Annotated in this window: 28 protein-coding genes and 1 riboswitch; of the genes, 19 read left to right on the forward strand and 9 right to left on the reverse strand. The window is 50.4% G+C overall.

All coding sequences use genetic code 11. The features are described 5' to 3' along the window. Positions 1-186 precede the first annotated feature (186 nt). Complete coding sequence (locus O4H47_RS08290) at positions 187-672, forward strand: hypothetical protein (RefSeq protein ID WP_269393484.1); 486 nt, start codon at positions 187-189, stop codon at positions 670-672. Here O4H47_RS08290 and O4H47_RS08295 read toward each other — a convergent pair whose 3' ends face one another. Further along, the gene (locus O4H47_RS08295; protein WP_269393485.1) at positions 673-1,113 is read right to left on the reverse strand and encodes a MarR family winged helix-turn-helix transcriptional regulator; all 441 of its coding nucleotides are present in this window, start codon (positions 1,111-1,113) and stop codon (positions 673-675) included. A 110-nt stretch (positions 1,114-1,223) separates the two neighbouring features. Here O4H47_RS08295 and O4H47_RS08300 point away from each other — a divergent pair, with 110 nt between their 5' ends. Next, the gene (locus O4H47_RS08300; protein ID WP_269393486.1) at positions 1,224-1,694 is read left to right on the forward strand and encodes a hypothetical protein; all 471 of its coding nucleotides are present in this window, start codon (positions 1,224-1,226) and stop codon (positions 1,692-1,694) included. 12 nt (positions 1,695-1,706) lie between these two features. Beyond that, positions 1,707-2,039, forward strand: coding sequence for a hypothetical protein (locus tag O4H47_RS08305; RefSeq protein ID WP_269393487.1), 333 nt, complete (start codon positions 1,707-1,709; stop codon positions 2,037-2,039). Positions 2,040-2,071: 32 nt separating this feature from the next. On the opposite strand, the gene O4H47_RS08310 is transcribed toward O4H47_RS08305, so the two are convergent. From O4H47_RS08310 to O4H47_RS08320, 3 genes are read right to left on the reverse strand one after another with little or no spacing between them, the layout of a single operon-like run. Then, positions 2,072-2,671 carry a GNAT family N-acetyltransferase gene (locus O4H47_RS08310; protein ID WP_269393488.1) on the reverse strand — a complete coding sequence of 200 codons (600 nt, stop codon included), beginning with the start codon at positions 2,669-2,671 and terminating at the stop codon, positions 2,072-2,074. A gap of 10 nt (positions 2,672-2,681) precedes the next feature. Next, positions 2,682-3,032: a cupin domain-containing protein gene (locus O4H47_RS08315; RefSeq protein WP_269393489.1), complete on the reverse strand. Its 351-nt coding sequence runs from the start codon at positions 3,030-3,032 to the stop codon at positions 2,682-2,684. After that, positions 3,029-3,307: a CBU_0592 family membrane protein gene (locus O4H47_RS08320; protein WP_269393490.1), complete on the reverse strand. Its 279-nt coding sequence runs from the start codon at positions 3,305-3,307 to the stop codon at positions 3,029-3,031. The genes O4H47_RS08315 and O4H47_RS08320 overlap by 4 nt, the downstream gene beginning before the upstream one ends. A gap of 161 nt (positions 3,308-3,468) precedes the next feature. On the opposite strand from O4H47_RS08320, the gene O4H47_RS08325 reads away from it, so the two are divergent. Next, on the forward strand, positions 3,469-3,684 hold the full coding sequence (locus O4H47_RS08325; RefSeq protein WP_269393491.1) for a GDCCVxC domain-containing (seleno)protein: 216 nt from the start codon (positions 3,469-3,471) through the stop codon (positions 3,682-3,684). Here O4H47_RS08325 and O4H47_RS08330 read toward each other — a convergent pair. Beyond that, positions 3,681-4,274: a TetR/AcrR family transcriptional regulator gene (locus O4H47_RS08330; RefSeq protein ID WP_269393492.1), complete on the reverse strand. Its 594-nt coding sequence runs from the start codon at positions 4,272-4,274 to the stop codon at positions 3,681-3,683. The genes O4H47_RS08325 and O4H47_RS08330 overlap by 4 nt on opposite strands. Before the next feature lie 89 nt (positions 4,275-4,363). Between O4H47_RS08330 and O4H47_RS08335 the strand changes: the two genes are divergently transcribed. Together O4H47_RS08335 and O4H47_RS08340 are read left to right on the forward strand one after the other, a co-directional pair. Then, positions 4,364-4,720, forward strand: coding sequence for a hypothetical protein (locus O4H47_RS08335; RefSeq protein ID WP_269393493.1), 357 nt, complete (start codon positions 4,364-4,366; stop codon positions 4,718-4,720). After that, on the forward strand, positions 4,721-5,269 hold the full coding sequence (locus O4H47_RS08340) for a DUF1772 domain-containing protein (RefSeq protein WP_269393494.1): 549 nt from the start codon (positions 4,721-4,723) through the stop codon (positions 5,267-5,269). On the opposite strand, the gene msrB is transcribed toward O4H47_RS08340, so the two are convergent. Then, positions 5,243-5,692, reverse strand: a complete 450-nt coding sequence (gene msrB, locus O4H47_RS08345) for a peptide-methionine (R)-S-oxide reductase MsrB (protein WP_269393495.1) — start codon at positions 5,690-5,692, stop codon at positions 5,243-5,245. The genes O4H47_RS08340 and msrB overlap by 27 nt on opposite strands. Positions 5,693-5,935: 243 nt before the next feature. On the opposite strand from msrB, the gene ccoG reads away from it, so the two are divergent. Genes ccoG through O4H47_RS08370 form a run of 5 tightly spaced genes read left to right on the forward strand, consistent with a single transcriptional unit; the run spans position 5,936 to position 10,741 of the window. After that, positions 5,936-7,510 (forward strand): cytochrome c oxidase accessory protein CcoG, encoded by a 1,575-nt coding sequence (ccoG, locus tag O4H47_RS08350; RefSeq protein ID WP_269393496.1) that lies wholly within the window; start codon positions 5,936-5,938, stop codon positions 7,508-7,510. Between the two features lies 1 nt (position 7,511). Continuing rightward, positions 7,512-7,985 carry a FixH family protein gene (locus O4H47_RS08355; RefSeq protein ID WP_269393497.1) on the forward strand — a complete coding sequence of 158 codons (474 nt, stop codon included), beginning with the start codon at positions 7,512-7,514 and terminating at the stop codon, positions 7,983-7,985. Between the two features lie 8 nt (positions 7,986-7,993). Beyond that, positions 7,994-10,270, forward strand: a complete 2,277-nt coding sequence (locus O4H47_RS08360; protein ID WP_269393498.1) for a cation-translocating P-type ATPase — start codon at positions 7,994-7,996, stop codon at positions 10,268-10,270. Next, positions 10,267-10,425 carry a cbb3-type cytochrome oxidase assembly protein CcoS gene (gene ccoS, locus O4H47_RS08365; RefSeq protein WP_269393499.1) on the forward strand — a complete coding sequence of 53 codons (159 nt, stop codon included), beginning with the start codon at positions 10,267-10,269 and terminating at the stop codon, positions 10,423-10,425. The genes O4H47_RS08360 and ccoS overlap by 4 nt, the downstream gene beginning before the upstream one ends. 31 nt (positions 10,426-10,456) lie before the next feature. Beyond that, a complete protein-coding gene (locus O4H47_RS08370; RefSeq protein ID WP_269393500.1) occupies positions 10,457-10,741 on the forward strand; it encodes a 4a-hydroxytetrahydrobiopterin dehydratase in 285 nt (94 codons plus the stop codon). A 7-nt stretch (positions 10,742-10,748) separates the two neighbouring features. Here O4H47_RS08370 and O4H47_RS08375 read toward each other — a convergent pair whose 3' ends face one another. After that, positions 10,749-11,261, reverse strand: a complete 513-nt coding sequence (locus O4H47_RS08375; RefSeq protein ID WP_269393501.1) for a hypothetical protein — start codon at positions 11,259-11,261, stop codon at positions 10,749-10,751. 123 nt (positions 11,262-11,384) lie between these two features. Between O4H47_RS08375 and O4H47_RS08380 the strand changes: the two genes are divergently transcribed. The 4 genes from O4H47_RS08380 (at position 11,385) to O4H47_RS08395 (ending at position 13,363) form a co-directional block, all read left to right on the forward strand. Then, complete coding sequence (locus tag O4H47_RS08380; RefSeq protein ID WP_269393502.1) at positions 11,385-11,840, forward strand: TerB family tellurite resistance protein; 456 nt, start codon at positions 11,385-11,387, stop codon at positions 11,838-11,840. A gap of 374 nt (positions 11,841-12,214) precedes the next feature. Beyond that, complete coding sequence (locus O4H47_RS08385; protein WP_269393503.1) at positions 12,215-12,508, forward strand: YggT family protein; 294 nt, start codon at positions 12,215-12,217, stop codon at positions 12,506-12,508. A gap of 16 nt (positions 12,509-12,524) precedes the next feature. Next, entirely contained in the window at positions 12,525-12,839 is a 315-nt protein-coding gene (locus tag O4H47_RS08390) for a DUF167 domain-containing protein (RefSeq protein ID WP_269393504.1), read from the forward strand. Between the two features lie 56 nt (positions 12,840-12,895). Continuing rightward, a complete protein-coding gene (locus tag O4H47_RS08395; protein ID WP_269393505.1) occupies positions 12,896-13,363 on the forward strand; it encodes a nucleoside deaminase in 468 nt (155 codons plus the stop codon). A 4-nt stretch (positions 13,364-13,367) separates the two neighbouring features. On the opposite strand, the gene O4H47_RS08400 is transcribed toward O4H47_RS08395, so the two are convergent. Beyond that, a complete protein-coding gene (locus tag O4H47_RS08400) occupies positions 13,368-14,096 on the reverse strand; it encodes a Crp/Fnr family transcriptional regulator (protein ID WP_269393506.1) in 729 nt (242 codons plus the stop codon). 200 nt (positions 14,097-14,296) lie between these two features. Between O4H47_RS08400 and O4H47_RS08405 the strand changes: the two genes are divergently transcribed. The 4 genes from O4H47_RS08405 to O4H47_RS08420 all read left to right on the forward strand — a co-directional run bounded on the left by O4H47_RS08405 (position 14,297) and on the right by O4H47_RS08420 (position 17,938). Further along, positions 14,297-14,866 carry a helix-turn-helix domain-containing protein gene (locus O4H47_RS08405; RefSeq protein ID WP_269393507.1) on the forward strand — a complete coding sequence of 190 codons (570 nt, stop codon included), beginning with the start codon at positions 14,297-14,299 and terminating at the stop codon, positions 14,864-14,866. 70 nt (positions 14,867-14,936) lie between these two features. Further along, entirely contained in the window at positions 14,937-16,142 is a 1,206-nt protein-coding gene (locus O4H47_RS08410) for a glycine C-acetyltransferase (protein ID WP_269393508.1), read from the forward strand. Then, the gene (gene tdh / locus O4H47_RS08415) at positions 16,139-17,167 is read left to right on the forward strand and encodes an L-threonine 3-dehydrogenase (RefSeq protein ID WP_269393509.1); all 1,029 of its coding nucleotides are present in this window, start codon (positions 16,139-16,141) and stop codon (positions 17,165-17,167) included. Before O4H47_RS08410 ends, tdh begins: the two co-directional genes overlap by 4 nt. Before the next feature lie 24 nt (positions 17,168-17,191). Further along, complete coding sequence (locus O4H47_RS08420) at positions 17,192-17,938, forward strand: SDR family oxidoreductase (RefSeq protein ID WP_269393510.1); 747 nt, start codon at positions 17,192-17,194, stop codon at positions 17,936-17,938. Positions 17,939-17,983: 45 nt separating this feature from the next. Here the strand turns inward: O4H47_RS08420 and O4H47_RS08425 are convergent, their stop codons facing one another. Continuing rightward, positions 17,984-18,901, reverse strand: a complete 918-nt coding sequence (locus O4H47_RS08425; protein ID WP_269393511.1) for a DMT family transporter — start codon at positions 18,899-18,901, stop codon at positions 17,984-17,986. Positions 18,902-19,005: 104 nt separating this feature from the next. Next, positions 19,006-19,165, reverse strand: a riboswitch (FMN riboswitch). Between the last annotated feature and the right edge of the window lie 80 nt (positions 19,166-19,245).

Below are 19,245 nucleotides of genomic sequence, written 5' to 3' on the forward strand. Positions count from 1 at the left end.
AGCGTTTTTGGTTAGGGAGTTGTTTCGGCGCGCGCCGAGATGTGCATTTCACGTTACGTGAACTGCACGGCTGTGTAAATTTGCGAATTTGGCCCCGTGGTTCGCGCAAATGCATGTGCGCTTTCCATTTAAATTGGCCATTGGTTTGTCATCAAACAAATCGCACAGGCGGAGATGAAGATGATAATGCAGATTTTGACAAAGACACCGATTTGGGTTTGGCCCCTATTGATCGGCTTGCTGGCACTCGGACTGCGGGCCAGCAAAGAACGCTGGATGCCAGCTGTGATGATATATTTCATGCCGCTGCTCGGTTTATTGTCGATCAACAATATGGTTGCGTTGCCCAATCAGATCTTGGTTTGGTCTGTATTTGCGGGATTCTATATTGTTGGCGCGCTGGCCGGTTTGCGTTGGCAGGCGAAGTGGACACTTGGCAAAGAGGGTGGCCGGGTCCAAGTGGCGGGTGAATGGCTCACCATGATCACCATCCTTGTGGTTTTTTTGACCAGCTTCTTGAACGGTCTATTTGTCGCCATTGCGCCAGACCTTGTGGCAGTGCCCGCCGTTTATTTGGGGCTTACCCTGATTAAGGGGACAATCTCAGGGATCTTTATTGGGCGGGCCGTATTCATCTGGCGGTTCATGAATGTTGACCCGAAAATCGCGTAACTATTGGTCATTGATCTTTTTGACTTGGGCCAAGAACTTTTTGAATAGCTTGAATTGTTCTTGTCCCAAGTGGTTTTCATATTCGGATTCAATGTTTAGCTTCACCTCGTTGGCAAGGGTGAAAGCTTGCAATCCAATATCTGTGAAACGCACCAGTTTTGCCCTCTTGTCTTTCGGGTTTTGCGTGCGCACGATGATGCCATCACGCTCCAATTTGTCCAAAAGCTGTTGGACTGCTTGTTTGGACAATGAGGTTTTGGTCTGTAGCGCGGTTTGTGAAATACCGTTTGGCCCAATATGCATGGTGAGCATGCCCGGTGCACCATCGAACCAGTCATAGCCCTTAATAACCATTTCTCGAATTAGCCTTTGGCGCCAGCTGTGCGCGGCACTCCATAAATCCAGTCCAATATGGTCGATCAATTCCGGCTTTTTGGTCAAGATGCTTGACTTTCTATCGATTGATATATAGTCAAGTTGCTAGACTAAATAGGAATGGTGTGCAAGTGATCTCAAGAAGAAAAGCGCTCAGAATAATTGGATTCTCCACATTGAGTATGGCGAGCGGGCAGGCGCTGGGATTTCAACAAACGCAAGAATTGGCATTGGATAATTGCCGGTTTGTATGGTGGAGAGATGCTTCGCGGTTGCGCTGCACGTTTGTTGCGCCTGCGCGTGGATGGGTGGCCGTTGGTTTTGGGCCTACGTTGGATATTATTGGTACACGGTTTGTCATGGCTGATCCGCAACTGGATAAGCTTAGATTTGTCGAAATGCTGGCGGCACCAACAGGGCCGATGCCCTATCCAACTGGTTCGCAAGTCCGCGCTTTTCAAGCGATTACCGGGGGGCGGGACACCAACTCTGCTTGGGTGTCTTTTGCGATGGCCCTACCGTTTTTCAATGGTGAAACCGCACTGGTCCGGCCAAAGCAAAAGGCAAACTTGATGCTTGCTTGGTCCACATCAACTGATTTTGCCCACCATAGCGCATGGCGGCGCCACATAAAAATCGACGTTTAAACAAGAGAGAGAATGATGAGTACTTCAAATCTGAGTGAGCAAACCATCCAAGTGTTATTGAGCGGCAATACGGTTTATCTTGAAACCATCGAAGGCGCAAAAGGCCATGTCTATTATGCGCCTGAGGGGACTGCCTATATGCAGCACTTCGAGCATGGCCGCTTGCACGGCCCTTGGCAGTTTACAGAAACGGGATATCGCGTTGTCTGGAATAAGGTCGGTGAAATCGCGTGGCAGTTGCGTCATGAAGACAGTCAGGTCGCCTATTATTCGGCGGAGGGGGTGAAGCGGGCGCGGGTTCTTAAACTCGTTTCAGGCGATGCAGAAAAACTCGCTGCTCAATAAACTCAAAACGCCCGAATAGATTTATCACCCAATCAGTTGCGCGGCATGTCCATTTTCCATTGCAAATTAGCTTTTACGCTGGGCCATTCGTTCGGAATAATCGAATAAACGGCCGTGTCGCGCACCGTGCCATTGGGCAAGACCGAATGCTGGCGCAAGATGCCATCCAGTTTAGCGCCCAACCGCTCAATCGCATTCCGGCTTTGGTGGTTCATAATGTGGGTGCGAAATTCAACGGCGATGGCATTAAGCGTTTCAAAAGCGTGGGTGAGCATCAAGATTTTGCACTCAGTGTTGAGCGGCGACCGTTGCACAGATTTCCGGTACCAAGTGGAACCAATTTCTAACCGTTTGTTGACGCTATCAATATTCATAAAAGTGGTCATACCGACCACTAGACCTGTGGTTTTATCGATGATCGAAAAGGGCATCATGGACCCGTGAGCCATCAGTTTTAGCCGACGGGTGATTTCGCTTTCCATTTTGTCAGGTGAAGGCACACTCGTATACCAAAGGCGGTGCAATTCGCCGTCAGCTGCGGCTTCTTGCAAATCGGTAAGGTGGTTGTGTGACAGCGGGACAAGTCTGACGTGTTGCCCTTCAAGCGTGATCGGTTCAACCCAGTTTGACATTATGGATATCCTATATATTTACTTTTACCGCAGCAGTTTTGTGGTCGCCTGAGTTCGGTGTGCCTTTGGGTTCAATGAGCAAAACACTTGCGCCATTTTTGGTGGAAGGCTTGTGCTCGACCCCTTTGGGCACAACATACATTTCACCCGGACCAAGGGTAACTGTTTTATCCGGCATTTCAATGGTCACGTCGCCCTCAATCACTAAAAAGAAATCGTCCGTGTCCGGGTGCGAATGCCAGGTGAATTCACCATCAAATTTGGCCAACATTACTTCATTGCCATTATAGTTCGAGATGATTTTTGGCGACCAGCAATCAGTGAATTTGGAGAGTTTTTCTTTTAGATTTATGGCGGTCATGACGATGTTCCTTTTGGAGCGTGGCGGAAATATTGGATGATCCCGAGAATTGAAATGATGATCCAAAAGAATTCAATTAGCGCCGATGCAAGATTGAAATTCACATAGAGCGATGCGCCAATAAGCAAGGAGCCGACTAGATTGATCACTGGGAAGGCAAGATCAGTGGCGCTCATTGTGCGCATTTGCGTCAGAAAATAGGCCAGAACCACCATTAAGGTGCCAAATGAGCCGACATAGTCAATCCAAGTGATTTGAGCAAAGAATGCAAACATGAGGTTTGTCCGGTGCAAATGGGCAATGGGCGGGACCCGCATCAAAGCGCAGTTTGGTGATTTGCGCTAGTCCTCAACTCCACCCCAATTGCACAATCTTGCGAAAAAAGTGATTGGGCAGTACGGCAAAATCGGGGCAGGATCGGATGAAGGTGGGGAATATGACAAATCAAAACGTTAATCTAAATTCACAAATTACCTGTCCGCATTGCGGTCACAAATCTGTTGAACAAATGCCAACGGACGCATGCCAATATTTTTACGACTGTAAGGGATGCGCAAAAGTGCTTAAGCCGAAAGCCGGAGACTGCTGTGTTTATTGTTCTTATGGCACGGTGCCCTGCCCGCCGATCCAAGAGGGGAAGGCGTGTTGCTAGGAGAAGTTGAAAAGCTTCTTGGTCAAGATCATCGCTTTATCGGCACGCGCGTCTATTTCAGCTGACGTTGGTTCGGCCAGGGTTCCAATGGCTCTGCGAATCTGTTGATCTCCTACCAACAGATTTAGATAAGTCTGAGCGGTTTCTAGCGCTTGGTCATTATCCATAGGACCAAGGTCTGAGAATAGTTTCACGATCATGGGGAAAACGGTCTCACGGCCAGCTGCTGAAAGTGCATGGCCCAACTCTCCTGTGGGGTCAGCGGCTGCGGCGCGATTGAGCGCAATGGCGCGCTCACTGAGCAACAGTTTCAGCAGGATAGGTCCAAGTGTTACAAGCGTTTCTTCTGGTGAGCACTGGGGATGTGTGCTGCTTTGCAAAAGGGTGCGCACTTGTTCCGCATTTTGTTCGATCAGTTCTTTGAACAGGCCCTGTTTGTCCCCGTACCAATTGTAGAGCGTTTCGTTTGACGCTTTAGCGCGCTTGGCGATAGCGAGCATGGATGTGCCCAAATAGCCTTTTTCTTCAATCAATGCGTATGCAGCTTCGGCAATATCTTGTTTTTTTTGTCGTCGTTTTTCTGCGCGCATATTTCTTCCAAAATTGTTTCTTGACAAATCCGTACACTGCATTACGTATATTTGCAACCGTACACTAAATTACACTTTAGGAGTTCGCTATGATTAGTTACGTAAAACCATCTTTGATCATGCTGATTGTCTTGCAGCTCACCATGATCTTCTCGCTGTTTTTTAAAGTCCCGCCACATCCCCCGATCGCAATACCTATTTCAGGAATTGGCCCATTGATTGGGGTTTCAATAGGCGTTGCGCTAATGGCGATCCTAATTGATCCAGCAAAGGACCGCGTGGCGCGCATATTGTCAGTGATTGCAGTTGCACTGGCGCTTATCTCTTATGGGCCACAGAAATATATAGATCCGCAATTCCCGCTCATCTGGCCGGCAGTTATTGCAGCACAATTGGCAAGTTTGGTCATTCTTGTGGGCGTATCCCATAAAAGACAGGGGGCTTAAGTGATACAATTGGGTCGACAAATCCTTAGCCCATTTGAGGCGCTGCTAGTGCTATCGCTTGTGGCCAATGGGCTGATGTTGGGGTTCTTTTATGCCTGGGTCTGTTCAACAATGTGGGGGTTAGATGCTGCTGATCCCCGCGTTGCGATTAGCGCGATGCAGGCCATGAACGCATCGGTGCGCAATTTTGCTTTTGGACCTGTGTTTTTCGGCACGCCCTTTTTATTGCTGGTCACCGCGTTGATCGGGTGGCGGCAAGGCGTTTATCGCACCGCAAGATTGCTGGGCCTTGCAGGAGTGGTTCTCTTGTTCGGCTATTTAGTGCTCACAGCGTCCATAAATGTGCCAATGAACGTCGCGCTCGGGCAACAAATTGTGCCGCAAGAAACGGAGGCGGCACAACTCATGTGGAACAATTATAGCCAAACTTGGCAGTTTTGGAACACGACGCGATTCATTGCTACCGGTATAGGCTTTATTCTTGCTGTTTATGCGTCAGTAATTGTGTTGCCAAACGAACGGTTAGCTTTGCGGGAACAGGTCCAATAGATCGCCGTAGCCTTCTTTTTCCATTTGGTCTTTTGGCACAAAACGCAAAGAGGCGGAATTGATGCAATAGCGCAGGCCGCCTTGATCTTGTGGGCCATCGTTAAACACGTGGCCCAAATGGCTGTCACCATCTTTAGAGCGCACTTCGGTGCGCACCATGCCTAAGGTTTCGTCGGTTAGTTCGGTGACTTGTTCTTGCACAATGGGGCGGGTGAAGCTGGGCCAGCCGCAACCGGCATCATATTTATCGGATGAGGCGAAAAGAGGTTCGCCCGAGACGATATCTACATAAATGCCGATGTCATCTCGGTTCCAAAACTCGTTCTGGAACGGGCGCTCTGTGCCATTTTGTTGGGTGACGCGAAATTGTTCTGGGGTCAGGCTTTGAATGGCCGCATCAGATTTCTCATAGCGTTTTGACATGTAGCACCTCGCATGGTTGCAAAATTATTCATCCCTAGTGGCCTAAATAGCCATCGATTGGCATTCCATCAAGCTTTTGCGTAAACACATTTGATGCACAGTGATGTGATGATGCGTCAAACAAAGGGTGCGACAGGCTGACCCGTGCGACAGCATGCGCCAACAGTTTGACCCATATCAAAGCTATAGATGTTAAATACTGGCATAAGCGCTATTATAGCGATCGATAGGGACCGGGTCGGCATGAATAAACAAGCAAATTCAGACAAGACGTCTGGGGTTGATCAATTTGATGTGGCAGCAGTAAACGCGGCGAACAACCGTCCAGCTTTATATGCGCCGCGAGAAAAAATATTCCCCAAGCGGGCTTCCGGTTTCTTCCGGCAATTGAAATGGGTGATCATGATCATCACCCTTGGCATCTATTATTTAACGCCTTGGTTGCGTTTTGATCGGGGCGAATTTGCCCCAGATCAGGCCGTTTTGGTGGATTTGGCCAATCGGCGCTTCTATTTCTTTTTCATCGAGATTTGGCCGCAAGAATTTTATTATGTGGCAGGTCTTTTGGTTATGGCTGGGGTTGGCCTGTTTTTGGTTACTTCAACCGTTGGCCGCGCGTGGTGTGGATATGCTTGTCCGCAAACGGTTTGGGTTGATTTGTTTTTGCTTGTCGAGCGGTTCTTTGAAGGCGATCGCAATCAACGCATAAAGCTGGACAAGGGCCCTTATGATTTCAATAAGGTCTGGCGAAGGCTCGCAAAGCACTCCAGTTGGATTTTAATCGCTGTAGCCACGGGCGGCGCGTGGATCTTTTATTTCGCAGATGCGCCCACGCTGGCGCTGGATGTGATCCGGTTTGAAGCGCCTGCCATTGCATATTTCACGATTTTGATTCTGACGGCCACCACCTATATTTTTGGCGGTTTTATGCGCGAGCAGGTATGCACTTATATGTGCCCTTGGCCCCGCATTCAGGGAGCAATGTTGGACGAGTTTTCGCTGACGGTGACCTATAATGATTGGCGCGGGGAGCCGCGCAATAAGCACACCAAAAAAGCCATCAAAGAAGGTAAGCCCGTTGGTGACTGCGTGGATTGCAACGCCTGTGTTGTGGTGTGCCCCATGGGCATAGATATCCGGGACGGACAGCAGCTTGAATGTATCACATGTGCCTTGTGTATTGATGCTTGTGACAATGTGATGGACAAATTGGGCAAAGAGCGGGGCCTGATTTCCTACGCGACGTTGAACGATTATAATACCAATATGGAACTGGCCATGGATGAGGCGAATATTATTCGGCCAGATCGGTTGCGGGACAAAGCGGGCAAGTTTGTTGATGCCATCAAGCACACAAGTTTGCAGACGATTGTGAGATGGCGCACACTGATCTATTTTGGCGTTTGGGCGGCAATTGGATTGGCTATGTTGGTGGTTCTGTCTATGCGGGATCGGCTGGACGTGAACGTGCAACATGACCGCAATCCACTGTTTGTGGTGCTTAGCGATGGAGCTGTGCGCAACGGCTATGATGTCAAAATTCTCAATATGACCCCAGAACCGCGCACCATGAAACTCACGATTGTTGGTCTGCCCGGTGGGGAGATGACACTGGCCAGCTCGCAAAACGAGCCTCAGCAGTCTATAGTCTTGGACGTGGAGCCAGACAGGGTGTTGCCATTGCGGGTTTATGTGCGCACAGATCCGAAACTTCTGACAGAACAACCAACAAAGTTCACATTTTTGGTGGAAGACATTTTTGGCGACGAGTCGTCACAAGAATTGGTGAAATTTGAAACACCGAAAGTAGGGGAATAGCATGGCCGAAACCAAGCAGCGCGAGTTTACCGGAAAGCACATGATTTTGGTGGTGGTGCTGTTTTTTGGCACCATCATAACGGTCAATTTGATCATGGCCTATTTTGCGACTTCAAGCTGGACGGGCTTGGTGGTGAAAAACTCATATGTGGCCAGTCAGCACTATAATGAAAAGCTTGAAGCGCAACGGGCGCAGGCGGCGCTTGGCTGGACACCGCTGCTGTCTTATGAGGGCAAAAAGTTGGTCTTTGATCTAAAAGATGCCGCTGGTAAGCCAGTGGTTGCGGGCTTTGCTGAAGCTGAACTGCGACGCCCAAGTTACGAGCGCGAGGACCAAGTGATAACATTGCTGCCGCAAGAGGGTGCTTTTGTTGCCAATCACGATTTTGCCAAAGGCGCGTGGGATGTTTTTATATCGCTGACTAGCGAAAATGGCACCCCTTTCATCTATCGTGAGCGCATTGTCGTTCAATAGGAGCCAAGATGAGCTGTTGTGCCCCAGGCATTGAAGCGGCCAATGAATTGGCTGAAAAAGGCCAGAGCAAAATTGACAATGAGAGTTTGATCGCAGGTTCCATCGATTTGAAGGATGGACGGCGTCAGCTTGAGTTGGCGGTGCCCGATGTGCATTGCGCAGCCTGTATGCGCTCAATTGAAAGTGAATTGAGCAAGTTAGAGCCAGTTGAATTGGGGCGCGTCAATCTTTCCACCAAAAGGGTAAAAGTGATCTGGCGCACCCAGACAGACTTTGCGCCAACCGAATTGGTGAATGCGGTCAATCGTGCGGGTTATCGCGCTATGCTGCTTGAAGCGGAAGACGAAAACGCAAAAGACAAAACCTTCTCCCAATTGGTGCGTGCGCTCGCGGTTGCGGGCTTTGCGGCCATGAACATTATGTTGTTCTCCATTTCGATCTGGTCCGGGGCGGATGCTTCCACTAGGGATTTGTTCCACTGGATTTCAGCACTGATCGCCATTCCCGCGGTTGCTTTTGCCGGGCAGCATTTTTTCCGCTCAGCTTTTGCAAGTCTAAAGGTTGGTCGCCTCAATATGGATGTGCCCATATCTCTTGCGGTGATTTTGGCACTGGGGTTGAGCGTTTTTGAAACGGCCAATTCGGGTGAACACGCCTATTTTGATGCTTCGGTGACCTTGTTGTTCTTTTTGTTGATTGGGCGCACGCTTGACCATTTGATGCGAGAGCGGGCCAGATCCGCGGTGCGCAATCTTGCTTCTTTGGCCCCTCGCGGGGCGTTGCAGCGGTTGGATGATGGTCGTCATAGCTTTATCAAGCTCAATCAAATCGAGGTGGGGATGCGCCTAGACATCGCAGCGGGAGAGCGCATTCCGGTCGATGGATTTGTGGTGCAGGGCAATGGGGAAATTGATCTTAGCCTTGTCACTGGTGAATCAGCCCCTGAACCGGTGTCTAAAGGGCATTTGCTGTTGGCTGGTGCAACCAACTTGTCTGGCATGATCACCATGCAGGTGACAAAGCCGGCGCACGAAAGCTTTTTGGCCCGCATGGTGTCGATGATGGAAGCGGCGGAAGGATCACGCGCTGGATATAAGCGGATTGCGGATCGGGCGGCGGAAATCTATGCGCCGGTTGTGCATTTATTGGCGTTGGCGACGTTCCTTGGTTGGGGGTTGTACAATGGGGATTGGCACCATGCATTGGTCACCGCAATTGCAGTTCTAATTATCACTTGCCCTTGTGCGCTGGCTTTGGCGGTGCCGATTGTGCATGTGGTGGCCGCTGGGCGCTTGTTTGAACGTGGCATGATGATGCGTGATGGGGCCGCATTGGAGCGGTTGGCGAAAATTGACTATGCGGCGTTTGATAAAACCGGCACCCTGTCGCAAGGCAAGCCTGAGTTTGTTTCTCAAACAGAGGGCGGCACACCTGAACTTGAAATGGCTGTTCGCTTGGCCCGATTGAGTCATCATCCCTTTTCCAAAGCCCTGGCGCAGGCACACAAAAGCATCACTGTGATTGAATTTGATCAGGTTGATGAATTGCCCGGACAAGGTATTGAAGCCAGGTTTGGTGGCGATGTATGGCGGCTGGGACGGGCAGCATTTTGTGCGGCCCAAGACGAAGGCGATGAGGGGCTAAGTCGGGTATATTTAGCCAAGAACGGGGTTCCTGTTGGTGTCTTTGAGTTTGAAGATCAATTGCGCCCCGAAGTGCCAGCAATGATTGAGCGATTGCGCGCCCAGGTAAAGGGCATATCGTTATTGTCCGGTGACCGCAAAGCGCCGGTGCAATTGGTGGCCAAGCAGCTGGGGTTGAACCAGGTTCAATGGGGATTAACGCCGCAAGAAAAACTTGATCAGCTCACAGCTTTAGAGAAAGCGCACAATCGGGTGCTGATGGTTGGGGATGGCATAAATGATGCGCCATCATTGCGGGCGGCCTATGTGTCGATGGCCCCATCAAGCGCTGCAGACGTGGGCCGTAATGCTGCAGATTTCGTTTTGACCCGAGATCGTTTAGATCAAATTCCATTTGCTCTTACACTGGCAAAACGCGCCGCCAACGCTGTGAAGCAGAATTTTGGATTGGCCATTGCATATAATATGGTGGCCATTCCTTTGGCGATTATGGGCTTTGCGACCCCGTTGGTGGCTTCGATCGCCATGTCGACCTCTTCAGTTTTGGTGACCTTGAACGCGCTGCGGTTGCGGATCGACGCAAAAGAGCGCAAAGTTCAGATTCCATTGTCCACCAACCAAAAAGTGATGCCGGCCGAATGACACCCTTATTGATTATTATTCCGGTTGTGTTGCTGGTTGGGGTGTTGGCGCTTGGGGCTTTCATGTGGTCGCTTAGGGCGGGGCAATATGAGGATATGGATGGGGCCGCCCAACGCATCTTGGACGATAGCGCGGATGATCAACCGCCAAAGTAACAAGTAGCTTCGGTTCTTGGGGAGGAAATCGTTGACCTTATTGCAAGCTAATGAATTAGAGACCGCACTGGAGTCACTTCCGGATTGGCTGGCAATCTCTGCGCGCAAAGGGATTGCGCGACGGTTTAAGTTTAAAAATTTTATCGAGGCGTTCGGTTTTATGAGCCGGGTTGCACTGTTGGCTGAAAAAGCCAACCACCATCCTGAGTGGTCTAATGTTTATGCGCAGGTCGATATATTCCTCACCAGCCATGACGCGGGTGGTTTGACCCAAAAGGACGTGGATTTAGCCCTGCAGATCGACAAATTGTTGTGATTACTCGTTAGAATTGCCTGATTTTGTAAAAAGCCAGCCAGCACAGAGTTGCCCCCAGCATAATCGCGGTGACCAATTGGGCTGTGGCGCTTAGGGTCAATAGGCGCGGCGCGGCGTAAGAGAGCAGTGCAAGGGGTAGGGTAAGGCCAAGCGCTTTATCGTGTTTGCCCAATGGATATAGCCAGTTCGCCCAGAGCATTGCCCCAATAATCATGAGCGTTTGGGGGAACCAAAATAGAAAATTGGCAAAATGGCTTGAATGGGGTGATAGTCCATAAGCCATAATATCAAAATAGAAGAAGGCTGACACAAAGAACCCAAGAATCATGCAAATTGCGCCATAGCGGTTTGTTGGGGGGGCGAAGGGCGCAAACAAAAAACGCAATGTGCTAAGTGCGAGCAATAGCATTGCCAACATCAAAACACTGGCGTTGATGGGGTCGTAGCGGTTTGCCGCAAATAGCATAGTTTCACCCAAACCAAACAAAAATACGGCAACTAGATTGGTGGTTCTAAGCATTTATTTGGCCCATTTGTTGCGCGAGATTCATCAAACGCGTACCAATTTGGTGGTTTGGAGGTTGAGAACTCAGGTTTGACAGTCTACATGTGCTGTTAAACCTTTAATAGCGGCAGGTATCAAATGTTTGAAGCAATCACCAAATTATTCGGCGGGAAATCTGCACAAGGTGATGATGACCCCATGCTCGATCCCAAAGTTTGCGCAGCGGCGTTGCTGGTGCATTTATCCGCTGTTGATGGTGAGGTGAGCGAAAGCGAGCGCAAAACCATCGAGCGCACGCTAACAGAGCACTATAAGCTAAGCGCAGCGGAGGTTGCTGACCTTGTTGTGTTGGCCACAGCAAAAGATCATGACGCTGTGGATTTTTATGGGTTCACCTCAACGCTCAACAAGCTTGATCCCAACGAAAAACTCAACCTTATACGCATGATGTGGCAGGTGGTGTTTGCGGACAGCGAAAACCATGAGTTGGAAGACAATATGGTTTGGCGCGTGGCTGAACTGATCGGTGTTTCGGCCCGCGATCGCACGCTATTGCGTTCTGAAGTGCGACGCGAAACCACCAAGGGCGGATAGGGGCGCAAGCTTTTGTTCATATTCGCATGCTGCAACGGGCTGAGCTGACTTTTTGCATTTTGCATTGCAGGGTGCGAACCCACTTGTGGCGCAGGTTAACAAAGCTCACCTAAACCCCAGATTTCTAACGCTAATTGTAAACTTTGGTGCTCAGCTAAACTGGCACGCTTTGTGCAACCTGTTAGACGTCGGAGATTTGTATTGCGTACCGACCGAAAATTCATGGCTCGCTCGTCCGGCGTATTTCGGGAGCGGGCCATAAATTTAACTGCGATTTGATTTCTCTGAGGCTGCGCATTGCTGCCCCCTTGTCGTAACGGGTTTCAATCGCTACATATGCCAACAAGCGGCACGCAAATTAGGAGACCCCTTGCATGACTTTTGCCTTGATCCAAACATTGCTGATGATATTGGGCCTTGTGAAATGGATTGTGATCATCATGATCATCATGAGCTGGCTTTTTGCTTTCAACGTCATCAATGGTTCCAACCAAGTTGTTGCGATGATTTGGAAGTTGGTTGACGGGCTAACGGATCCTTTGCTTCGCCCTATCCGCAAAATCGTTCCAAATATCTCCGGTCTTGATCTGTCCCCCATCGTTTTGTTCGTCATCATTTTCTTCATTGAAATGCTGTTGAGCAGCTGGGCACGCGGTATGTTCTTCTAAGCACCGAGCGATTTTTATGAGCAATGTTCAAGCCTGGCGCCAAACCGACGCTGGGCTTGAAGTCTTTTTGCGCGTCACTCCAAACGCCCATGCCGACCAGATCGGTACAATTGAGGGGCGTGATGAGGGCACTGCCAACCTTGTTGTGCGGGTGCGCGCAATCCCGGACAAAGGCAAGGCCAATAAGGCGGTTGTGGCGTTGTTTGCCAAACATTTCAAATTGCGAAAATCGGATATAGCCATTATTCGTGGCCATCAGGCAAGGCAGAAAACTCTGCTGGTGCGAGAAGCAGCAGTTGCGGATTTGATTGCAAAGTTTGATGGACTTTGATGGTCAAACGCAAGCGCGTCGCGTAAACTTGCCCTTGTCGTTATTTAGGAGGCAACATGCAGCACTCTGGCTTGAACGCAGATGATAGACGTTTTTTGCGCTTGGCGTATGAAGAAGCCAAAGCAGGCTTTGATGAGGGGGGCTGCCCGATCGGTTCGGTCTTGGCGCGCGGGGGCGAGTTGATCGCCCAGGGGCGCAACCAGCGGGTTCAGGGGGGTGACCCTATCGCGCATGGGGAAATGGACTGCTTGCGCAAAGCGGGGCGGCAGAAATCCTACAAGGGTATGACGCTTTATACGTCGCTTTCACCATGCATGATGTGTTCGGGCACCATCGTGCAGTTTGGTATTGAGCGGGTTGTTGTGGGGGAAAATGCCAATTTTGGCGGCAATGAAGATTTTCTGCGCCAACGAAATGTTGAGGTGATCGTGGCCGATGACCCTGATTGCATCGATTTGATGGCGCGGTTTATTCGTGAAAAGCCTGAGCTTTGGGCCGAGGATATTGCTGAAGATGGCGCTTAGGCATTTAGCCGCAACGCAACTCCAAACGTTCCATGCTTGGAACAATGAAGGTGCGATTATGTTCGATTTGGATCACATCGTCTTTGCGCAACTTAGTGAGCTGACGCGAAACTGTTTCAACGGTTAAGCCCAAAAAATCGGCGATATCGACACGGGTCAGCGGCAGATCAAATTTGGCAGATGTCATCTCGTCTGGGTCAAGACTTGGGTTGATGTTTGTTGCGATCAAATACAAGAAGCTGGCAACTTTTTCAGCTGCTGTTTTGCGGCCTAAGGTGACCATCCAGTCGCGTGCCTCATCCAGCTCTTTTAACGTTTGCATCAACAAACGATGTTCGAGCTGTGGGTTTTGCTTCATCATGGATTCTAGGGCTTTGCGCGGAATTTTGCACAAGGAAACATCTGAGGCCGCTTCAGCGCTCATCTTGCTTTCGGGGGCGAACGGTCGGCCCAAAAAGTCGGGCGCGAACTGCAACCCGATGACCTGTTGGCGACCATCAGAAAGCATTTTGGTGAGTTTGACCACGCCTTGCATTACATTGGCGTAGGAGTTTACCTCTTCAGAGTCGGCAACCAACTCGGTACCACTTTGCTGTTTGACCTGACGGGTGTGCCGCGCCAACTCGATCAATTGCTCAGCATCTAAGGCGCCGCAAATGCCACGATGGCGCGCTTCGCAAGATTGACAAAGCACCGGAATTTCCGAGTTATGGATGTCTTTTCTGGTGGTCACGCAATATCCCCAAGTTCACCCAACTTTACCATAAAAATCCAGTTTGGCGACACTCATAAAACAAAATCTCAACAAGGTCTGTGATTTTCGTGTTTGTGAAGCGAGTTCAGTCAGTGCCATTATTGTCGAACTTGCATAAGCTTGTCGGTTTCACCAGTATCTGATAAAAATTCCAGTATGATGGATAAAGAAGCTTTATTATGCAAGACAAGTTGATTCCACCGCCACATCTGGGGGCGATTGTGCGCAAAGCGCGCAAGGACCACCATTTGACATTGGAAATGCTGGCCGAGCGCTGTGGCGTTTCAAAATCGATGCTCAGCCAAATTGAACGGGGGGCGGTGAACCCAACCTTTACGTTGGTGTGGAACCTAACCCAAGCGTTGGGGTTGGACTTGTCACTCTTGGGTGAGCGGGCAGTTTCTGATCACATGATTACCCATATTCCCGCCTATTCCACGCCGTCCAAGGGCAGCGCAGATGGGAAGTGTGTGGTGAAGTTGCTCAATCCGCCGCGCACCGCTATGCCCATAGAATGGTATGATTTTAGTGCGGAAGTTGGCGGCAGTCTGATCTCTGAACCCCATGCAGCGGGTACAATGGAGCATATCACTTGTATTTCGGGGACAATAGAAGTTGAAGCGGGGGATTTGCGTGCGCAAGCTAAGGCGGGGGACACCCTGCGGTATAGAGCCGACCAGCCTCATGCGATCCACAATGTTGGTGAGGGCAAGGCGCAGGCATTTTTGGTGGTTGCGCTGCCCCAATAATGTGGGTGATGTGTTGATTATGGGGCAACTTCCTATATAGTGGAAAAATTCCAGTATAAAGAGAAAAGCCATGTCTCACCAATTGATCAGCGATACAACCGACGCCCTTAACGTGCTGCGCACGGACGGTTTGTTCAAAAATGAATATGAAATCACCTCGCCACAAGCTGCAAATATTGCCGTAAAAAACCCTGAAGGTGGTGATGACCTTCAGCTGTTGAATATGTGCGCCAATAATTACTTAGGGCTCGCCAATAATGAGCGCTTGGGCAAGGCGGCGATTAATGCGATTGAGCAACATGGACTTGGCATGGCGTCGGTGCGGTTTATTTGCGGCACGCAATTGCTCCACCATCAGCTTGAGGCGCGGCTTTCTGCCTTTTTGGGGACACAAGATACTATTCTTTTTGCCTCGTGTTTTGATGCGAATGCGGGGATATTTGAAAGCCTTTTGGGTGCTGAAGATGCAATTATTTCAGATGCCTTGAACCATGCGTCAATCATTGATGGGGTGCGTTTGTGCAAAGCGCAACGGTTCCGTTATGCCAACAATGATATGGCAGATTTGGAACAAAAACTAATTGAAGCGCAAAGTGCGCGGCATCGGTTGATTGTTACCGATGGGGTGTTTTCGATGGATGGGATTATTGCCGATCTGCCGGGTATTTGCGATTTGGCTGAAAAATATGACGCACTGGTGATGGTGGACGATAGCCACGCGGTTGGCTTTATGGGGCCAAAGGGCCAGGGCACACCGCATCATCATGGGGTGCAGGATCGGGTGCACCTATATTCGGGCACCTTCGGTAAAGCGCTTGGCGGCGCAGCGGGCGGCTATATTGCGGGGCCCAAACCATTGGTTGCTATGCTGCGCCAAAAAGCGCGGCCCTATTTGTTTTCAAATGCCTTGCCCCCGATGATTGTGGCGGCAACACTGGAAGCATTGGACATTGTTGAAACCAGCCCAAAACTGCGCCCGACGTTGATGATCAACGCCAAATATTTCCGCAATGAAATGGGCAAATTGGGCTTTGATTTGGTGCCGGGTGAACATGCGATTATTCCAGTAATGTTGGGCGATGCGGTGTTGGCGCAAAAGTTTGCCAAGGCCATGTTGGCGCAGGGCATTTATGTAACGGCCTTTTCGTTTCCGGTGGTGCCCAAAGGGCAGGCGCGCATCCGCACGCAAATGTCTGCAGCGCACACCAAGGATGATCTGGATCGCGCCATTACAGCGTTTGCCAAAGTGGGCAAAGACTTGGGCGTGATTTCGTGAGGGCGCTGGTAAAAGCGCATGATGCGCCGGGTCTTGAACTACAAGATGTTGCAAAACCCACCATCGGTGTGCATGAGGTTTTGATCCGCGTCAAAAAGGCCTCGATCTGTGGCACTGATATGCATATTTGGCATTGGGACGCTTGGGCGCAAAAAACGGTGCCGGTGCCCATGGTGACCGGGCACGAATATGTGGGCATCGTTGAAGAAATCGGCGCTGAAGTGAGCGAAGTTAAAGTTGGTCAACGGGTGTCCGGCGAAGGGCATATACCTTGCGGCCATTGCCGCAATTGCCAATCTGGTCGCGCCCATATTTGTGCCAACACCAAAGGCATCGGGGTGAATACGCCGGGGGCGTTTGCGGAGTACATCTCCATCCCTGAAGCTAATGTGCGAATTTTACCTGAGAGCATCAGCGATGATGTGGCGTCGATTTTGGACCCGCTGGGCAATGCGGTAAATACGGCGCTAGCGTTCGATGTGTCGGGCGAAGATGTATTGATCACCGGAGCTGGCCCTATTGGGTGTATGGCGGTTGCTGTGTGCCGGCATGTGGGCGCGCGCCATATCGTTGTGACGGACCTTAACGACGAGCGACTGGCTTTGGCAAAAAAAATGGGAGCGACCCGTGGGGTGCGGGCCGATAAAGAAAACCTTAAAGACGTAATGGCCGAATTGGGTATGCGTGAAGGGTTTGATATTGGCTTGGAAATGTCTGGCGCGACCCCTGCCTTGTCAGCCATGGTGGAAGCCATGATCACTGGCGGCAAAGTGGCGCTGTTGGGTCTGTTCCCCGGCAAGGTGGAGATGGATCTGAACACGGCGATTTTTAAGGGCCTGACATTTGAAGGCATTTACGGTCGCAAGATGTTTGAAACCTGGCACAAAATGCTGGCGATGCTTGAAAGTGGAATGGATGTAACCCCGGTCATTTCCCATCATTTGCCATTTGAAGATTTCGCAAAAGGCTTTGAAGCGGTGGCGGCAGGCAAAGCCAATAAGGTGATTTTGGATATTGCCAGCTAGGTCCGAACCGCATAGCTTTTCGCTATGAAAAATATTGCGATTGTAACAGGCGGTAGCCGCGGCATTGGTGCAGCGATTGCCAAGTTGTTGGCTAAATCTGGCGTTGATGTTTGCTTGTCCTATCAGAGCGACCTGCAAAGTGCTGGGGCGGTTGTCGAGACGTGCAAAGCTTTAGGTGTTCGCGCCTCAGCTTTTAGAGCGGATGTTGCAAGTGCTGGGGATGTTCATAGTCTCTTTCAATATTGCGATCAGCAACTTGGTGCCGCCAATATCTTGATCAACAATGCTGGCATTGTCGGAGAAGCTGGAAAGCTTGTCGATTTGAAACCTGATGTGCTTCAGCGTGTGTTTGCAGTGAACCTTTATGGCGCGATCTATTGTTGCCAAGAAGCGATCAAACGGATGGCAAAATCGCGCGGTGGAAACGGCGGCTCAATCGTCAATATTTCGTCAATGGCCGCAAAGTTTGGCAGCCCGAACGAGTATATTCACTATGCCGCTTCAAAAGGCGCGCTGGACAGCATGACCATTGGTTTGGCAAAGGAAGTTGGACCTGAGGGCATTCGCGTCAACGCCATTCATTCGGGCACAGCCGACACAGATATTCATGAACGTACGGGCAATCCAGATCGCCCAGCGATGGTGGCGAGCATCAACCCGCTTGGTCGGGTTGCACGGCCTGAAGAAATTGCAGAGGCTACAGTTTGGTTGGCGCTTGACAAGTCCAGTTACACCAATGGCGCAATTATGCCGGTCACGGGCGGTATGTGATTTGTCGGGCGCAAAAGATAGCGCCCGACTTTTTTTTACGAAAAACTAGTTGTTCTGCAATTGGCTTTCTCTATATGCGATGAACAAAGATGCGGCGATGATCAGCGCTGCACCAAGCCACAGGTTGCCGCCCGGCACCCAACCAAACACATAAAAACCCGCAAGCACATTGAACGGCAATTTGAGGTGATCAAAGGGCTGCACATAGGCTGCGTCTGCCGTTGCGTAAGCTTTGGTGATGAACCATTGGGCCAATGCCACTAAAATACCCGCGATCACGATCCATTGGATGGCGGAGCCTGTTGAGATGGCGATGCCCGTTTCAGTACCCAGAGCCAGGGCGAGGTTGATCGGGGTGAGCAACAACAACAAATAGAGTGTGATGGACTGTGGGTTTTCGGTTTTGGTGAGTTCTTTGGTGAATAGGCTGGTGACCGCCCAAAAGAAGGCCGCGCCGATGGGCAGCAAGGTTTTAAGCTCAAACGCATCTGACCATGGTTGCAAGATGATCATGCCGCCGGCAAAACCAACTAATGTTGCGAGCCAACGGGCTGGCCCCACTTTTTCGTTCAGCAACAGGGCTGCACCAATGGTGACGAAGAATGTGGAGGTCATGATTAGAGCAATGGCTTGCCAAATCGGTACGCCCAGCGACAGGCCATAGACCCATAATTGCACGCCAATCGTTGCGGCAATCACGCGCAAAACATGTAAGACAAGGTGGTTGGTTTTAAGGCCGGATAGTCCCGCTTTGAGGACAAATGGCACGCTTAAAACGGCTGCAATGGCATATTGCCAGAACGCTGCAGAGGTTGAAGATGTGCCTTCAACCATTGTGGCCAATTGGGTGAGTGAATTAACAGCGGCGAAGGCAATGCCTGCACCAACCATATATAGCCCGGCGATGATCGCTGGACTTTTTAAAGTTAGACCTGTGCTTGAAGCTCTTACGGTCTGATCCATTTTCGTTCCTCTCGAACAAATGAATCAGGGCGCGATTGGGAGTATCTAACGTTGTGCACCCCAAATTGCACGCAAAGGCGCAAGGGTGGCGTCAACATCTTTCAACCCCTTCTCTCTCATCCGGACTATGACCGTCGGCTCTGGAGTTACACCAGATCTGCTGGACCCTCATTTCTTTTGATAGAGATGAGGCGCTCGCGGGCTTCTTGATTGTTCAACCAAGTTACCGCCGGTGGGGAGTTTCGCCCCGCCCTGAGAAGGTTTCACCATTGAGATATTTCAATGGTGGCGCAGTTTTTAGCATGGGGAAGGGAAATTGGGCAAGTGTTTTGAAATGGATGCGA

This window comes from Maritalea porphyrae (genome assembly GCF_027213965.1).
GTDB classification, from domain to species: Bacteria; Pseudomonadota; Alphaproteobacteria; order Rhizobiales; family Devosiaceae; genus Maritalea; species Maritalea porphyrae_A.

What these genes read in the sequence shown, in the direction of transcription:
- O4H47_RS08380 (WP_269393502.1), top strand. Translation starts at nt 11,385, where the DNA reads ATGTTTGAAGCAATCACCAAATTATTCGGCGGGAAATCTGCACAAGGT.
- O4H47_RS08320 (WP_269393490.1), bottom strand. Translation starts at nt 3,307, where the DNA reads ATGTTTGCATTCTTTGCTCAAATCACTTGGATTGACTATGTCGGCTCA.
- O4H47_RS08425 (WP_269393511.1), bottom strand. Translation starts at nt 18,901, where the DNA reads ATGGATCAGACCGTAAGAGCTTCAAGCACAGGTCTAACTTTAAAAAGT.
- O4H47_RS08305 (WP_269393487.1), top strand. Translation starts at nt 1,707, where the DNA reads ATGATGAGTACTTCAAATCTGAGTGAGCAAACCATCCAAGTGTTATTG.
- O4H47_RS08410 (WP_269393508.1), top strand. Translation starts at nt 14,937, where the DNA reads ATGTCTCACCAATTGATCAGCGATACAACCGACGCCCTTAACGTGCTG.
- O4H47_RS08405 (WP_269393507.1), top strand. Translation starts at nt 14,297, where the DNA reads ATGCAAGACAAGTTGATTCCACCGCCACATCTGGGGGCGATTGTGCGC.
- O4H47_RS08395 (WP_269393505.1), top strand. Translation starts at nt 12,896, where the DNA reads ATGCAGCACTCTGGCTTGAACGCAGATGATAGACGTTTTTTGCGCTTG.
- O4H47_RS08325 (WP_269393491.1), top strand. Translation starts at nt 3,469, where the DNA reads ATGACAAATCAAAACGTTAATCTAAATTCACAAATTACCTGTCCGCAT.
- ccoS (WP_269393499.1), top strand. Translation starts at nt 10,267, where the DNA reads ATGACACCCTTATTGATTATTATTCCGGTTGTGTTGCTGGTTGGGGTG.
- O4H47_RS08315 (WP_269393489.1), bottom strand. Translation starts at nt 3,032, where the DNA reads ATGACCGCCATAAATCTAAAAGAAAAACTCTCCAAATTCACTGATTGC.
- O4H47_RS08335 (WP_269393493.1), top strand. Translation starts at nt 4,364, where the DNA reads ATGATTAGTTACGTAAAACCATCTTTGATCATGCTGATTGTCTTGCAG.
- O4H47_RS08360 (WP_269393498.1), top strand. Translation starts at nt 7,994, where the DNA reads ATGAGCTGTTGTGCCCCAGGCATTGAAGCGGCCAATGAATTGGCTGAA.
- msrB (WP_269393495.1), bottom strand. Translation starts at nt 5,692, where the DNA reads ATGTCAAAACGCTATGAGAAATCTGATGCGGCCATTCAAAGCCTGACC.
- ccoG (WP_269393496.1), top strand. Translation starts at nt 5,936, where the DNA reads ATGAATAAACAAGCAAATTCAGACAAGACGTCTGGGGTTGATCAATTT.
- O4H47_RS08420 (WP_269393510.1), top strand. Translation starts at nt 17,192, where the DNA reads ATGAAAAATATTGCGATTGTAACAGGCGGTAGCCGCGGCATTGGTGCA.
- O4H47_RS08390 (WP_269393504.1), top strand. Translation starts at nt 12,525, where the DNA reads ATGAGCAATGTTCAAGCCTGGCGCCAAACCGACGCTGGGCTTGAAGTC.
- O4H47_RS08330 (WP_269393492.1), bottom strand. Translation starts at nt 4,274, where the DNA reads ATGCGCGCAGAAAAACGACGACAAAAAAAACAAGATATTGCCGAAGCT.
- O4H47_RS08355 (WP_269393497.1), top strand. Translation starts at nt 7,512, where the DNA reads ATGGCCGAAACCAAGCAGCGCGAGTTTACCGGAAAGCACATGATTTTG.
- O4H47_RS08385 (WP_269393503.1), top strand. Translation starts at nt 12,215, where the DNA reads ATGACTTTTGCCTTGATCCAAACATTGCTGATGATATTGGGCCTTGTG.
- O4H47_RS08310 (WP_269393488.1), bottom strand. Translation starts at nt 2,671, where the DNA reads ATGTCAAACTGGGTTGAACCGATCACGCTTGAAGGGCAACACGTCAGA.
- O4H47_RS08375 (WP_269393501.1), bottom strand. Translation starts at nt 11,261, where the DNA reads ATGCTTAGAACCACCAATCTAGTTGCCGTATTTTTGTTTGGTTTGGGT.
- O4H47_RS08290 (WP_269393484.1), top strand. Translation starts at nt 187, where the DNA reads ATGCAGATTTTGACAAAGACACCGATTTGGGTTTGGCCCCTATTGATC.